Origin of the sequence: Streptomyces sp. NPDC012466, assembly GCF_042955215.1 — a bacterium.
In the GTDB taxonomy this organism is placed as follows: domain Bacteria; phylum Actinomycetota; class Actinomycetes; order Streptomycetales; family Streptomycetaceae; genus Streptomyces.
In genome coordinates this window covers 268,722-282,348 of sequence record NZ_JBIBEQ010000002.1, presented here as the reverse complement: position 1 = coordinate 282,348, position 13,627 = coordinate 268,722, and the positions used below count along the sequence as shown (strand labels likewise).

Sequence of the window (13,627 nt, the reverse complement as noted above, 5' to 3'; positions counted from 1 at the left end):
TGACGGCGCGTCGGATTCCCCGTCCCCGGACGCATCCGGTTCACCCTCCACGTCGGCGTCCCCGAAGGACGGCGCGTCGGAGTCCCCGAAGGGCGACGAGCCGAGCAAGGACGCCGAGTCGGCCACGGCGGGCGATTCCCCCGACCGCCCGACCGCCGCCCCCACGGCCGCTCCGCCGGCCCCGGCCCCGACGCCGACCTCGGACCCGACCACCCCGGCACCCGAACCGGAACCCACCCCGTCCCAGACGTGCAACCGGTTCCTGTGGTGGTGCACTTAGGGTCTGTCGTTCGCATCGTGTTGGCGTCGCGGAGCCCGGTGCGCCCGTGTGGGGCGTTGTCGCCGGCTGCCAACTCCCCCACGGGTTTCCGCACTTGGGCGGGAGAGGCCCCGAGCGCGTCGCCGCCCTCCTCCGCCTCGCCGCTGCACGCACCGGGCCCGGCTCGGCTCGGCTGACGGGAGCCGAGCCTCACGGCCGGCCTGATCGAAACGATGTGCCCCAGGGGGTGTCCGCACAGTCCCGCCTGCCCCGCGACGCCCGGCACGCCGGGAGTGCGCACCGGACACCGCAGGGCCCGCCTTCCGGGCGGACGGCGCGACTAGCGGAGCGCCCCCTGGCGCCTTTCGGCGTTCGGTCCCGGGCCGTGGTTCCGTCGAGGAGCGAGACGTGCCGCTCGACATCGTCGGTGTGTCGCCCCGGCCGAGGCCGGGGTCGCCGGTCTTCGTCGTCTGCGCAGACCGGGACGAGGGTGTCGACGGGCAGGACACGGCGGGCCGTCGCGCTCGCGAGGGCCCGGGGCCGCCTCGTCGCGCCAGGCGAAGGAGTGCCGGGCGAAGGAGTGCCGGCCCGCTCGCGGTGCGGAGCTCCTCGGGCAGGCACCCGAGGGCGGCGGGGCCTCAGCCCAGCATCCGCCGCAGCGCGTCCCGCAACGCCACCCGCTCACCCTCGGAAAGCCCGGCCAGGGGCTCCCGGGCGAACCGCAGCGACTCCCGCAGGCTCCGGGCCACCCGCCGCCCCTCCGGCGTGGCGGCCGCCACCTTCACCCGGCGGTCGGCGGGAGCCGGCTGCCGCTCGACCAGCCCCCGGGCCTCCAGCCGGTCGACGATGCCCGTCACATTGGACGGCTCGCACTTCAGCTGCTGGGCCAGCCTCCGCATGGGCAGCGGTTCGAGGCACAGCAGGCTGAGCAGCCGTGCCTGCGCGCCGGTCAGGGCATGCTCCGCAGCCGCCGACTCGTAGTCCTCGTGGAACCGCGCCACGACCTCCCCGATCAGCTCGACGACCTCGAGGGTCAGCGGATCCGGGTGGTTGGTCGTGTCGCGGGGCGTCGGGGTGGTGGAGGCCATGCCCTCGAGGGTACCCGGTTATTTGACAACCTGAAATTTTCAGGAGCATGGTTGTTTCAGGTACTGAAGCATTCATCGAGCCAGTGAGGTAAGGCGCATCATGACCGACACCCCCACCCTCCCCGCCGTCAGCCGCGAGTGGCACCTGGCGAGCCGCCCCGTCGGCTGGCCGAAGCCCGAGGACTTCGCCTTCGTCGAGGTGGAGGTCCCGCAGCCGGGCGAGGGGCAGGTCCTCGTCCGGAACAAGTACCTCTCCGTGGACCCGTACATGCGCGGCCGGATGAGCGACGCGAAGTCCTACGTCGCCCCGTTCGAGATCGGCAAGGTCATGCAGGGCGGCGCGGTCGGCGAGGTCGTGGCCTCGAACGCCGAGGGACTGTCCGTCGGTGATCATGTGCTGCACTTCTTCGGGTGGCGTGAGTACGCGGTCGTCAACGGGAAGAACGCCGTGAAGGTGGACCCGGAGGCCGCGCCGCTGTCGACGTACCTCGGTGTGCTCGGCATGACCGGCCTCACCGCCTACGCGGGCCTGCTGCGCACCGCCGCCTTCAAGGAGGGCGACACCGTCTTCGTGTCCGGCGCCGCCGGTGCCGTGGGCGGCCAGGTCGGGCAGATCGCCAAGCTGAAGGGCGCCTCGCGGGTCATCGGCTCCGCCGGGTCGGACGAGAAGGTGAAGCTCCTCGTGGAGGAGTACGGCTTCGACGCCGCCTTCAACTACAAGGACGGGCCCGTCGCCCAGCAGCTGCGCGCCGCCGCCCCCGACGGGATCGACGTCTACTTCGACAACGTCGGCGGTGACCACCTGGAGGCGGCCATCGGCTCCCTCAACGAGGGCGGCCGGATCGCCGTCTGCGGCATGATCTCCGTCTACAACAACACCGAGCCCGCCCCGGGACCGAAGAACCTCGCCCGCCTGATCGCCACCCGCGGCCGTATCGAGGGCTTCCTGGTCGGGGACCACTACGACCTGCAGCCGCAGTTCGTGCAGGAGGTCGCCCCCTGGGTCGCCTCCGGCGAGCTGAAGTACCGGGAGACCGTCGTCGAGGGCATCGAGAACAACCTGGAGGCGTTCCTGGGTGTTCTGCGGGGCGACAACACCGGGAAGATGATCGTCAAGCTCTGACGCCTTCATAAGGTTTTCGGCATGCGGTAACTTGTTTCCGAATCCGTCCCGGCCCGGGCGCGAGCCGCGGCGGACGACCGAAGGAACACAACCGCATGCCGATCCAGCAGTCCGACGTCCTGTACACCGCCGTCGCCACCGCAGAGAACGGGCGCGACGGACGGGTCGCCACCGATGACGGCACGCTCGACGTCGTCGTCAACCCGCCGAAGGAGATGGGCGGGAGCGGCGCCGGCACCAACCCGGAGCAGCTGTTCGCCGCCGGCTACAGCGCCTGCTTCCAGGGGGCTCTCGGTGTCGTCGCCCGCCAGGAGGGCGCCGACCTCACCGGTTCGACCGTGACCGCGAAGGTCGGCCTCGGCAAGAACGGGGACGGCTTCGGGATCATCGTCGAGATCTCGGCCGACATCCCGAAGGCCGACCGGGGCACCGCCCGGTCGCTGATCGAGAAGGCCCACGAGGTGTGCCCGTACTCGAAGGCGACGCGCGGCAACATCACCGTGACGCTGGTCTGACGACAGTCGTTGCACGGACGGAGGCCGCACCCTTGGACGTGGGGTGCGGCCTTCGCCCGTGTCCGGGCTCAGAGGGCGAGCGCCGCCGCGTGGACCGCCCGCACCAGACGGGCGTTCTCCGGGGCCGCCCCGCCGGGGAAGGCGAACCGGCGGCGCGTGTAGCCGTAGGCGAGGCCGCTCCACGGGTCCGCGAACGCCTGGGAGCCGCCCGCGCCGCTGTGCCCGATCGTCCCGGCCCCGAGGAACGGGTGCCACGTGTCAGCCGTCATCTGGAAGCCCAGCCCGAACGACTTGTGCGCCCGGGCCACCAGGTCGTAACCGGCCGAGTGGAACTGGCCGAACTCCGCCACCGTGTCCGGCTTCAGCAGCGCCGGCTGCTCGCCCACCTGGCTGATCGCCGCCGCGTACATCCCCGCCAGGCCCCGCGCGGAGGCCACGCCGCCCACCGACGCCGGGCCCTTCGCGCGGATCAGCGGCATGTTCGGAAGGGAGGCCAGGTCGGTCGGCTCCGCCGCGTTGCCGTTGAACGCGATCGAGGCGAGCGCGTGCGGACCCGAGGGCGTGGCGTCGAGGAGGGCCTGCTGCTCGGGGGTCGGGGCCATCGGCTGGGTGCCGCGGAAGCGGGGTTCCTCGGGTGCGGGCAGGCCCAGGTGGAAGTCCAGGCCGTACGGGGTCCTGATCCGCTCCTGGTAGACCTCCTGGAGCGTGCGGCCGGTCGCGCGGCGGACGACCTCACCGGCCAGGGCGCCGGCGACCAGCGCGTGATAGCCGAACGCCGTGCCGGGGCGCCAGAACGGCCGCTGGTCGGCGAGGCGCTCGGCGAGCTGGCGGTCGTCGGCCAGCTCCGCGAGGGTGAAGCCGCTGTCGGTGCCGACCACGCCCGCCCGGTGCGCCAGCAGATCCCGCAGTGTCAGGGCACCCTTGCCCTCGGCCGCGAACTCCGGCCAGTAATACGTCACTTTGCGGTCCAGTTCGAGCGTGCCGTCCTGGACGAGCAGGGCCACGACCAGATAGGCGGCGCCCTTGGTGGACGAGAACACACCGTAGAGGGCGTCCGCGCCGGCGCCCGCCCACAGGTCGACGACCTTCCGGCCGTGGACGTAGGCGCACAGCTGCCCCTCGTAGTCGGCTCGCTCCCCGGCGACGAACGCGGCGAACTCCTCGCGCACCGCCTCGAAGCCGTCCGCCACGGTGCCGTGGATCTCCTGCGTCATCCGCTCTCCTCAACTGAACCGCTGTGTGCCACTGTGAACAATGCCCTCGCCACCTGCGGGAATTCCCCCTTGGGGTGGTCCCGGAAGAGTGGTTCGGTACCGAAAAGGACCGTGTGACCTCCGCTGACGACCGACGCCTGCCCGGCGGCGCCGGCCGGACCGCCGGTGCCGTCCCGCAGCGGCCGCCAGTGCCCGGAGACCAGCGGGTTCCCGATCGCGTACGACTGTTCCACGCGGACGCCCGGTCCGGGGTCGGTGAACCAGAGCGGGGCGTAGACGAAGCCGTGCGCCGGCGCGCCGCGCGTGAGGGCGCCCGAATTCGTCACCCGCACGACGCCGTTCGCGTCTTTGTTGCCCTGAACCGGCTTGACGGCCAGCAGGCCCGCCGCCGCGTTCAGGGCCGCTCCTGTCGCGCCCCGGCCGACCAGGCCGTGGCCGTCGAGGAAGGAGTCCAGGGCCTGGCGGGCGGGGGCGGTCAGGGCCGCGTGGTCCAGCCCGGCGGACACGAACAGCACGTCCGTGCCCGACCAGTCGAAGCCCGCGTTCAGGACGGCCGTCGAGACCGGTGTGACGTCGAAGCCCATCTCCCGCAGGGCGAACAGCTCACCGGGCGTGACGGCGGCGGCGACGCGAAGGCGGTGGAGCCGTGCGGTGCCGGTGTGCCGCGTCGCCGTGAAGGAGACGTCGTGGGCGCGGGCGGCGGTGAGCGCCTCACGGCGGGCCGACGCCGGGACGATCACGCTGCCGTCCGCCGCGCTCCGGACCGGAACGCCCTGTCGCAGCAGCGAGTTGAGGGCGGCGACCTCGCGCGGATCGGTCAGTCGCAGCCGGAGATCGCCGCGAGCGGGCACGTGGGCGACGGGCGTGGCCTCGCCGATCGTGCGCAGGGGCGCGCCCCGCAGGCTGCCGGAGGGCACCCGCTCGACCGTGGCGCCCCACAAACTGCCCAGGCTCCAGCCGGAGATGTCGTACATCACCGACACCTTGTCGCTGATGTCCCGGCCGTCCGCCAGCAGCACGTTCGCCATGCCGCGCCTGGGCTGGTGCATGTCGACGACGTACGAGCCGCCGGGGTACGTCCGTCCGGCGAGCCGGAAGGGGCGGGTGGCGCGGGTGACACGGACGTCGTTGGCGAGGAGGTGATCGACCAGGCGCGCCGCAGCCGGGGCCGAGCGCTGGGTGCGGGCGTCACCGGGCGGGATGACGTAGGCGCGCGGGAACGTCGTCGTGTAGACGTCCTCCGGGCCGATCCCGGGGACGCCGGGGACCGTCTCCGGGGACACCGGCACCTGCGGGGCGCCCGTCGCGCCGCGGCGGAAGACCTCGATCTGGTCGGTGATCAGGGTGCCGCGGTGCTCGCGGACGTGGGTCAGGGTCGCGCGGATCGCCGCGCCGGCCACGGCCGTGTTGATCGCCGCACGGCGGCGCAGCTCCGGGACGGGCAGCTCGTCGTACTCCTCGTTGTTCACCGCCAGCGGGATCTCCACCGTGTGGGCGGCCACCGTGCCGTGGAAGGCCGCGTACTGCGGGGTGAAGATCGGCGGCCAGTCGTCCCAGCCCTCCTGCTGGTCGCGGAACGGGATCTGGGCCGGCTCCACACCGTCCCTCGCGGGCGTGTAGCCGAGGGCGTTGACCGCGGACTCCATGCCGAGGGCGTTGGCGTAGGTGTTCTTCAGGAAGAGGTCGTACTCGTAGTTCTCGCCGTGCGGGGGAGTGGTCGGCTCGATGAGGGTGCCGTTGACGTAGCCGTGCAGGTCGAGCAGGACGGCCGGCTGCTTGCCGAGCTCGATCTGCCGCATCGCCCGCGTCTCGGGCTGGGAGGCGGTGACGAAGTCCCGGTTCAGATCGAATCCGTTGGCGTTGGAGCGGGTTCCGGCGATGCGGCCGTCCGGGTTGGCCGTGATGTTGAAGTACAGGCGGCTGTGCGCGAGGAGGTCCCTGGTCTTGGCGTCCCCGGCCGTCGCGAGCTGCTCGATGACCTTCAGGGAGGCGTCCGTGCCCTCCCACTCGTTGCCGTGGATGTTGCTGTTGACGAAGACCGGTGTCTTGTAATCACGCTTGATCTCGGGGGACTTGGCCGCCGCCGCGGGTGCGTTCCCGATCAGCTCGCGCATCCGCTCCTGGGCGCGGGCCTGCCGGGCGGTCTCCGGGGCGGTGACGGTGACGAGGTACAGGCGGTGGCCGCCGGCCGAGCGGCCGGTGACCTCCACACTCACCCGGTCGCCGAGGCGCTGGAGTGCGTTCAGCTTCGGAGCGATCGCGTGGTACGGCGTGAGGCCCAGCTTCAGGGATCTGTCGCCCGGGTTCTCCGGGTCGGGGGAGAGGGTCCGGCGGCGGGGGTAACCACGGTCGGCCGTCGCGCCGGAGGCCTCCTGCGGAGCGGCCAGGGCCCTGCGGGCCGCGCTCTCGGGTGCCCGGGCCGCCCGGTCGTCCGCCCCGGCACCCTCCCGGGTGACGGGCTTCGGGTCCGCGCCGGCCGTGCCGGGGGCGAGCAGAAGTGCCCCCGCCGTGGCGAGGGCGAGGGTGACGATCAGCGCGGGTCTCGCAGGAACGGTTCTCGTGGTGCGCACGCGTACCTCCTCCTGGGTCTTCCTGAGATCGGTACGGCGAGGTGTACCGGTTCGACTCAACGGCAACAAGGGCGCGTTGGTGTCACCGGTGACCCGGATGGCTCCACCCGGCGCGCCTCGCCCGACCCGGGCGGCCTGTGACCGCGGTGTGACCGGAGCGCGTCAAGAGCGCGACAGGGGCCCGGATAGGGTTTCCCCATGCGCGATCTAGGGACGGGTTTCCGGTACCTCCTGAAGGGCCAGCGATGGGTGGCCCGGCACGGCAGGAGTTATGGCTTCGGGCTGCTCCCGGGCCTGATCACCCTCGTCCTGTACGCGGCGGCGCTGGTTGCGCTGGCGCAGTGGGGCGAGGACGCCGTCACCTGGGCGACGCCCTTCGCCGACGGCTGGTCCGGCCCCTGGCTCGGCCTCTTCCGCGGCTTCCTGACCGCCGTGCTGTTCGCCCTCGCCCTGCTCCTCGCCGTCGTGACGTTCACCGCGGTGACCCTGCTGATCGGGCAGCCCTTCTACGAGAACCTCTCCGAGAAGGTCGACCGTGACGTGTCGCCGGACGGGCACGCCCCCGAGTCGGGCCTGCCGCTCTGGCGCGAACTGTGGATCTCCGCCCGCGACAGCCTCCGGATCGTGGTGCGGGCCGCCCTGTGGGGGGTGCTGCTGTTCGCCTGCGGCTTCATCCCGGTGGCCGGGCAGACGGTCGTCCCGGTGCTCGGATTCTTCGTCACCGGGTTCTTCCTCACCGAGGAACTGACCGCCGTCGCCCTCCAGCGCCGCGGTGTCGAACTGCGCACCCGCCTCACCCTGCTGCGCTCCCGGAAGACCCTGGTCTGGGGCTTCGGCACACCGCTCGCCGTGTCCTTCCTGGTGCCGTTCGTCGCGGTGTTCCTGATGCCGGGCGCGGTCGCGGGCGCCACCCTCATGGCACGTGACCTGCTGGGCGAGGAGATCGACGAGGGCGGCGCGGGCGGCGAGAAGGGCGACGGGGCCGTCACGCACTTTCCGCAGCCACCTTCAGGATCGCCCTCACCTGGGCGATGATGTCCAGCCGGTTCCGCACGAACTCCGGGTCGGTGACCTCCGTGGTGTTCCCGGCGCCGAACTGAAGCACCGGTGTGTGCACATGCCCGCCCGGCAGGGTCTCGTGCAGCCCCAGCCGGTCCCGCAGCAGCGTCACCCGGTAGGCGATCTCGTTGGAGAGGTAGTCCCCGCCACCGCCCGCGCGAGCGGTGGAGCCGGGCGTCGGCCCGTCGGGGCGTACGACGGGCTCGGTGCCGCCGGCCGGGATCTCGGTGACGCCGGTGTTGTCGTACACGGGGAAGCGGCCGGTGTGCGCGGCGACGATCGCCGCGTGGGGCAGGGTGGTCGTCGTCCACTGCGGCTGCGAGGCCGGGTCGCTCACCGGCACCGTCTCGGTGCGGCCGATGCCGTCGTTGTCCCCGAAGCCGCCCCGCCAGGCCCCGTTGGTCCGCTCGATGTCGAACCTGCCGACCCGGCCCTGGCTCACCGTCGTGAACAGGTCGGCCTCGGGCAGGTGCGGCCGCAGGGCCCGCTCCACGGTGCCGTCGGTGAAGTCCTGCCAGCGCACCGGGAAGACGGCCGTCTCGATCCGGGCCGGGCCGTCCGCCGTCTCGATCACCGTGCCGTCGAGGGCCAGCGCGGTGGCGCCGGACGGGTTGGAGATACGGATGTCCCGGTCCAGCGTGAACGGGTCGAAGCCGGTGAGCAGGATCCGCTTCAGGCCCTTGCCGTGCGGGTAGCCGATGGCCTCCTGGCCGCGCGAGGTGCGCTCCAGTTCGTCCAGCAGCGCGGCCCGCTGCCGGTCCGTCAGGCCGAACGCGGGCTCCCAGGTGCGCACCTCACGCGTCATGCCGAGCCGCGCCCAGTACAGGGGCCGGTCGTCGTCGCGGCTGAGGTCCCCGGTGACGGGACCCCGCCCCTGCGCCCGGTCGACCGCACGCCGCCACAGCCGCGTGCCCTCGCGGGTGACCGCCCGGCGGGCCTCCCCGTAGGAGCGGGCCGCGTCGAGGGCCCGGGCCAATCGCGGGGCCACGGTCTCGAATCCGGAGCGGCGCAGGATCTCCTGGGGCACCGCTCGGTCGAGCCGCTGCTCCTCGACGGTGGGAGCGGGTGCCGCCTGGGCGGCGCTCGCGGCCGTCGGGGTGGTGAGGCCGGCCAGCAGGGCGAGGCCGAGGAAGCCGAGGCGAACGGGTATGGACTTCAAGGGTGTTCGGGCCTTCCGTCGCGGTGGGGGGTCGGTGCCGGACGGCCGCAGTATCGCGTGACGGGTGTGGTCCACGCCATGGGTGGGGGCGTGCGGGGCTCGTGCGGAGTTCAGACGGGGATCTTCGCCGTCGCCTCCCGTACCGCGTCCAGGAAGGCCGAGGCGGCGGGGGTCAGGGACCGGCCGCGCACGGTCGCCGCGTACACCGCCCGCGCCGGGGCGCCCTCGTCGCGCACCCGCAGCAGCGTGATGTCCGGGCGTACGGACGCGGCCGCGAGCGCCGGTACGAGGGTCACGCCGAGCCCGGCTGCGACGTAGCCCTGCTTGGCGGTCCACTCGCCGACGACATGGACGACCCGGGGACGGAAACCCTGGCGCAGCGCCGCGTCCAGGAGGGTGCCCTCGGGACGCGCGCTGCCGGAGATCCAGTCGGCGTCCGCGAAACGGCCGAGCGGCACCGGGCCCTCGTGGCGGGCGAGGGGGTGGTCGTCCGGGACGGCGACGTACAGCGGCTCGTCGAGGAGGTGGTGGAGCGCGAAGGACTCCAGCGGCGCGCGACCCGTGGTCGAGACGACCGCGAGGTCCAGGTGACCGGCCGTCAGCCGGTCCAGCAGGGCGGGGGAGAAGCCCTCCTCGCGGGTGACCCGGACCCGGGGGTGGCGGGCGCGGAAGAGGGCCAGGGCGTGCGGCACCAGGGCCGCGTCGGCGGTGGCGAAGGCGCCGAACCTGAGCCGTCCGCCGGCCGCCTCGCGCAGGGCGCCGAGTTCGCGCCGGGCCTCGTGCAGCGCGGCGGCGACCGTCTCGGCGTGCGGCACCAGCAGCCGCCCCGCCTCCGTCAGCGCCACCCCGCGCGGCAGCCGGTCGAAGAGCGGGCCGCCGCCCAGCGCGGCCTCCAGCGAGGCGACTTGCCGGGACACCGCCGACTGCGTCCAGCCGAGCGTCCGCGCCGCCACGGTGAACGAGCCGTGCCGGGCCACCTCCAGGAAGACCCGCAGCCAGACGGTGGACAGCTCGGGGCCCGTGTCATGCGTGTTCGGCATGGTGGCCATGCTAGACATTCGCTTGTCGCATCATCGGCGTCACGCCTAGCGTCGGCGGCATGCAGATCACCCTGGACAACCCCGCCTCCGCGCCCGGGCCTCTGAGCCCCTACTACTCCCAGGTCGCCCGCATCGAACAGGCCGACGGCAGCGCCCTGTTGTTCGTCTCCGGGCAGATCGCCGAGGGCGCCACACTCGCCGAGCAGACCCGGGGTGTCTTCGAGACCCTCGCCGCGCTGCTGGAGGCCCACGGCGCGACCCTGGCCGACGTGGTCAACATCCGCACGTACCTGACCGACATCTCCCGGCTGGAGGAGTACGGCGCCGTGCGGAGGCGGTTCCTGACCGGCACCCCGCCCACCAGCATGACCTTCGAGGCGTCCCGGCTCTTCCGCCCCGAGGCCCTCGTCGAGGTGGAGGTCGTGGCCGCCGTACCCGCCCGCTAGGTCAGCCGGCGTCCTCGCCGAGCAGGGTCAGGAAGTCCCGGAACGCGGACGCCATGTCGACCGACTCCGGGTCCAGCAGCCACTGGTACTGGAGCCCGTCCAGGATCGCCACGAGGAGCGGTGCCGCCCGCTCGGGAGTGAGGCCGCTCGGCAGCCGGTCGCCGTACTCGGCGCGCAGCACCTCGGCCATGCCGGCCCGCACCCCGACATAGCGCTCCGTGAAGTACGCCCGGGCCGGATGCCCCTCCGTGACGCTCTCGCCGAGCAGCGCCGAGAAGGTCTGGACGATGGCGGGCCGCATGGCGTTGTACTCGACCAGCGACGCCAGAAGGTCGAGCCGCAGCCGCCCGGCCGGCAGCGCGTCCCAGCGGTCCCGCTCCTGGAGCACCGCCACCAGCAGCGCCTCCTTGGTCGGGAAGTGGTGCAGCAGCCCCTGCTGGGTGAGCCCGACCCGCTCGGCGACCGCGGCCAGGCTCGCCCCCCGGTAACCGCGCTCGGCGATCACCTCCAGAGCGGCCCGCACGATCTCCGCGCGCCGTTCCTCGCTTCTCGTCCTGGCCGTCATGGCGTCACCGTACGACATGCCGAACAGCTCATCATCACGAGCAGATAACGAAACCTACCGCGTCACAGGCGACCGGTGCACGATGGTGACATCCAGCGGCTTTCGACGTGGAGGTGCCGACGTGGCGGAGACAGCAGAGGTACGGCGCGAGGCGGCGGTCGAGGCCGCGCTCGGCAAGCTCGACCTGGACGCCAAGACGCGGCTGCTGGCCGGCCAGGACATGTGGAGCCTGCCCGCGCTGCCGGAGGCCGGACTGGCCTCGCTGGTCATGTCCGACGGCCCGATCGGGGTCCGCGGCGTGCACTGGAGCGCCGACGACCCGTCGATCGCCCTGCCCTCCCCGACCGCTCTCGCCGCCACCTGGGACCCCGGCCTAGCCCACCGGGCCGGCGTCCTGCTCGCCCAGGAGGCCCGCCGCAAGGGCGTCCACGTCCTGCTCGCCCCCACGGTCAACCTGCACCGCTCCCCGCTCGGCGGCCGCCACTTCGAGGCCTACAGCGAGGACCCGTACCTCACCGGGCGGATCGGCGCCGCGTACGTCCGCGGCGTCCAGTCCGGCGGTGTCGGCACCACCGTCAAGCACTTCGTCGCCAACGACGCCGAAACCGACCGCCTCACCGTCGACAACCTCGTCGGCGAACGCGCCCTGCGCGAGCTGTACCTGGCCCCCTTCGAGGCGATCGTCGAGAACGCCCATCCCTGGGGCATCATGACCGCCTACAACTCCGTCAACGGTCCGACCATGACCGAGCACCACCACCTCGTCAACGAGGTCCTGCGCGGCGAATGGGGCTTCGACGGGGCCAACGTCTCCGACTGGACGGCCGCCCGCTCCACCACCGGCGCCCTCACCGGCGGCCTCGACATCGCCATGCCCGGCCCCGGCACCGTCTACGGCGAGGCCCTCGCCCGGGCCGTCCGCGGCGGCCGGGCCGACGAGGCCCGGGTCGACGACGCCGTGCGCCGCGTGCTGCGCCTCGCCGCCCGGGTCGGCATCCTGGACGGCGCCGAGCCGGTCGTCACCGACCTGCCCGCCCCCGTCGACGGCGAGGCGCTCGCCCGCGAGATCGCCCGCCGCTCCTTCGTCCTGGTCCGCAACGAGAACGGCGTGCTGCCGCTGAAGCCCGGCCGGATCGCGCTGATCGGCGCCGCCGCCCGCGACGCCCGCGTCCTCGGCGGCGGCTCCGCCACCGTCTTCCCCGCCCGGGTCGTCTCCCCGCTCGATGGCCTGACCGCCGCCCTCCCCGACGGCACCCTCACCTATCGGGTCGGCGCCGATCCCAACACCGAACTGCCCGTCGCCGACCAGGGCTTCGTGCTGCGAGCCGTCTGCCGCGACAGCGAAGGCACCGTCCTCGGCACCCGTTCCGCCCCCAGCGGCCACATCCAGTGGATGGGCGCCGACCTCCCCGACGGCGTCACCCACGGCACCCTGCACAGCGTCGAACTGACCGGCACCTTCACTCCGCGCGAGACCGGCACGCACACCTTCGGCTTCAAGGGCCTCGGCCCCTTCAGGCTGACCGTCGCCGGCACCACGTACTTCGACGGCGTCCAGCGCCCCGGCGAGGACGGCGATCCTTTCGCCGCGTTCTTCGGCGCGCCGGTGCCGCACGCCCGGGTCGACCTCACGGCGGGCGAACCGGTCGGCATCTCCCTCACCCACACCGTCCCGCCGCCGGACGACCACCCCATGCGGGTCATCGGCTTCACCCTCGCCCACCAGGACCCGCAGCGCGACCCCGACGACCTCATCGCCGAGGCCGCCGAGGCCGCTCGGGCCGCCGACACCGCCGTCGTCGTGGTCGCCACCACCGACCGCGTGGAGTCGGAGGGCTTCGACCGCACCGACCTGCGCCTGCCCGGCCGGCAGGACGACCTGGTCCGCGCCGTCGCCGCCGCCAACCCCCGCACGGTGGTGGTCGTCAACTCCGGTTCCCCGGTGGAACTGCCCTGGCGCGACGACGTCGCCGCCGTGCTCCTGTCCTGGTTCCCCGGCCAGGAGGGCGGCGCGGCCCTCGCGGACGTCCTCACCGGAGCCCACGAACCCGGCGGGCGCCTGCCCACCACCTGGGGCTCCCTCGCTGACGCCCCGGTCACCCGGGTCGTCCCCGAGAACGGCGAACTCCCCTACGACGAGGGCGTCTTCATCGGCTACCGCGCCTGGGAGAAACACGGCCGCAGCCCCGCCTACCCCTTCGGCCACGGCCTCGGCTACACCGACTGGACCTACGACTGCGTCGAGGTGGAGGAGACCGCCGAGACGACCACCGCCAAGGTCCGCCTCCGCAACACCGGCGACCGCCCCGGCCGCGAGGTCGTCCAGCTCTACCTCGCCCCGGGCGAGCCCGATGCCACCCGCCCGGCCCGCTGGCTGGCCGGTTTCGCGGCCGTCGAGGCCGCTCCGGGCGACAGCGCCGAGGCCGTCGTCGAACTGCCGCGCCGCGCCTTCGAGATCTGGGACGAGGCGACCGGATCGTGGTCGCTTGTGAAGGGTTCGTACGAGATCCAGGTCGGACGCTCGTTCGCCGACCGCAGGATCACCGCGACGATTAACGTCTGATCCGGGACGCGTTCCCCACCGAGCAG

At 73.1% G+C, this 13,627-nt stretch carries 11 protein-coding genes; 5 read left to right on the top strand and 6 right to left on the bottom strand.

The genetic code is table 11. The annotated features are described in order from the left end of the window. Positions 1 to 897: 897 nt before the first annotated feature. Positions 898 to 1,347 carry a MarR family transcriptional regulator gene (locus ACFY9E_RS08825; RefSeq protein ID WP_390980797.1) on the bottom strand — a complete coding sequence of 150 codons (450 nt, stop codon included), beginning with the start codon at positions 1,345 to 1,347 and terminating at the stop codon, positions 898 to 900. 100 nt (positions 1,348 to 1,447) lie between these two features. Between ACFY9E_RS08825 and ACFY9E_RS08820 the strand changes: the two genes are divergently transcribed. Further along, complete coding sequence (locus ACFY9E_RS08820) at positions 1,448 to 2,470, top strand: zinc-binding dehydrogenase (protein WP_390980795.1); 1,023 nt, start codon at positions 1,448 to 1,450, stop codon at positions 2,468 to 2,470. 95 nt (positions 2,471 to 2,565) lie between these two features. Continuing rightward, positions 2,566 to 2,985, top strand: a complete 420-nt coding sequence (locus ACFY9E_RS08815; protein WP_381461848.1) for an organic hydroperoxide resistance protein — start codon at positions 2,566 to 2,568, stop codon at positions 2,983 to 2,985. Between the two features lie 68 nt (positions 2,986 to 3,053). Here ACFY9E_RS08815 and ACFY9E_RS08810 read toward each other — a convergent pair whose 3' ends face one another. Further along, positions 3,054 to 4,199, bottom strand: a complete 1,146-nt coding sequence (locus tag ACFY9E_RS08810) for a serine hydrolase (protein ID WP_390980793.1) — start codon at positions 4,197 to 4,199, stop codon at positions 3,054 to 3,056. After that, on the bottom strand, positions 4,196 to 6,769 hold the full coding sequence (locus ACFY9E_RS08805; protein WP_390980791.1) for a M14 family zinc carboxypeptidase: 2,574 nt from the start codon (positions 6,767 to 6,769) through the stop codon (positions 4,196 to 4,198). The genes ACFY9E_RS08810 and ACFY9E_RS08805 overlap by 4 nt, the downstream gene beginning before the upstream one ends. Positions 6,770 to 6,967: 198 nt before the next feature. Between ACFY9E_RS08805 and ACFY9E_RS08800 the strand changes: the two genes are divergently transcribed. Next, entirely contained in the window at positions 6,968 to 7,804 is an 837-nt protein-coding gene (locus tag ACFY9E_RS08800; protein ID WP_390980789.1) for an EI24 domain-containing protein, read from the top strand. Here ACFY9E_RS08800 and ACFY9E_RS08795 read toward each other — a convergent pair. Then, positions 7,755 to 8,987: a pyroglutamyl peptidase gene (locus tag ACFY9E_RS08795; RefSeq protein WP_390980787.1), complete on the bottom strand. Its 1,233-nt coding sequence runs from the start codon at positions 8,985 to 8,987 to the stop codon at positions 7,755 to 7,757. The genes ACFY9E_RS08800 and ACFY9E_RS08795 overlap by 50 nt on opposite strands. Before the next feature lie 110 nt (positions 8,988 to 9,097). Next, positions 9,098 to 10,036 (bottom strand): LysR substrate-binding domain-containing protein, encoded by a 939-nt coding sequence (locus tag ACFY9E_RS08790; RefSeq protein WP_390980785.1) that lies wholly within the window; start codon positions 10,034 to 10,036, stop codon positions 9,098 to 9,100. 50 nt (positions 10,037 to 10,086) lie between these two features. Between ACFY9E_RS08790 and ACFY9E_RS08785 the strand changes: the two genes are divergently transcribed. After that, a complete protein-coding gene (locus ACFY9E_RS08785) occupies positions 10,087 to 10,473 on the top strand; it encodes a Rid family hydrolase (protein ID WP_390980783.1) in 387 nt (128 codons plus the stop codon). Between the two features lies 1 nt (position 10,474). Here the strand turns inward: ACFY9E_RS08785 and ACFY9E_RS08780 are convergent, their stop codons facing one another. Then, the gene (locus tag ACFY9E_RS08780) at positions 10,475 to 11,056 is read right to left on the bottom strand and encodes a TetR family transcriptional regulator (RefSeq protein WP_390980781.1); all 582 of its coding nucleotides are present in this window, start codon (positions 11,054 to 11,056) and stop codon (positions 10,475 to 10,477) included. Between the two features lie 64 nt (positions 11,057 to 11,120). Between ACFY9E_RS08780 and ACFY9E_RS08775 the strand changes: the two genes are divergently transcribed. After that, positions 11,121 to 13,601 (top strand): glycoside hydrolase family 3 C-terminal domain-containing protein, encoded by a 2,481-nt coding sequence (locus tag ACFY9E_RS08775; protein WP_390980779.1) that lies wholly within the window; start codon positions 11,121 to 11,123, stop codon positions 13,599 to 13,601. The last annotated feature ends 26 nt before the right edge of the window (positions 13,602 to 13,627 follow it).

Excerpts from the sequence above, each read along its gene's own strand:
- ACFY9E_RS08790 (WP_390980785.1), bottom strand. The coding sequence starts at position 10,036 with ATGGCCACCATGCCGAACACGCATGACACGGGCCCCGAGCTGTCCACC.
- ACFY9E_RS08815 (WP_381461848.1), top strand. The coding sequence starts at position 2,566 with ATGCCGATCCAGCAGTCCGACGTCCTGTACACCGCCGTCGCCACCGCA.
- ACFY9E_RS08780 (WP_390980781.1), bottom strand. The coding sequence starts at position 11,056 with ATGTCGTACGGTGACGCCATGACGGCCAGGACGAGAAGCGAGGAACGG.
- ACFY9E_RS08820 (WP_390980795.1), top strand. The coding sequence starts at position 1,448 with ATGACCGACACCCCCACCCTCCCCGCCGTCAGCCGCGAGTGGCACCTG.
- ACFY9E_RS08810 (WP_390980793.1), bottom strand. The coding sequence starts at position 4,199 with ATGACGCAGGAGATCCACGGCACCGTGGCGGACGGCTTCGAGGCGGTG.
- ACFY9E_RS08785 (WP_390980783.1), top strand. The coding sequence starts at position 10,087 with ATGCAGATCACCCTGGACAACCCCGCCTCCGCGCCCGGGCCTCTGAGC.
- ACFY9E_RS08825 (WP_390980797.1), bottom strand. The coding sequence starts at position 1,347 with ATGGCCTCCACCACCCCGACGCCCCGCGACACGACCAACCACCCGGAT.
- ACFY9E_RS08775 (WP_390980779.1), top strand. The coding sequence starts at position 11,121 with ATGGTGACATCCAGCGGCTTTCGACGTGGAGGTGCCGACGTGGCGGAG.
- ACFY9E_RS08800 (WP_390980789.1), top strand. The coding sequence starts at position 6,968 with ATGCGCGATCTAGGGACGGGTTTCCGGTACCTCCTGAAGGGCCAGCGA.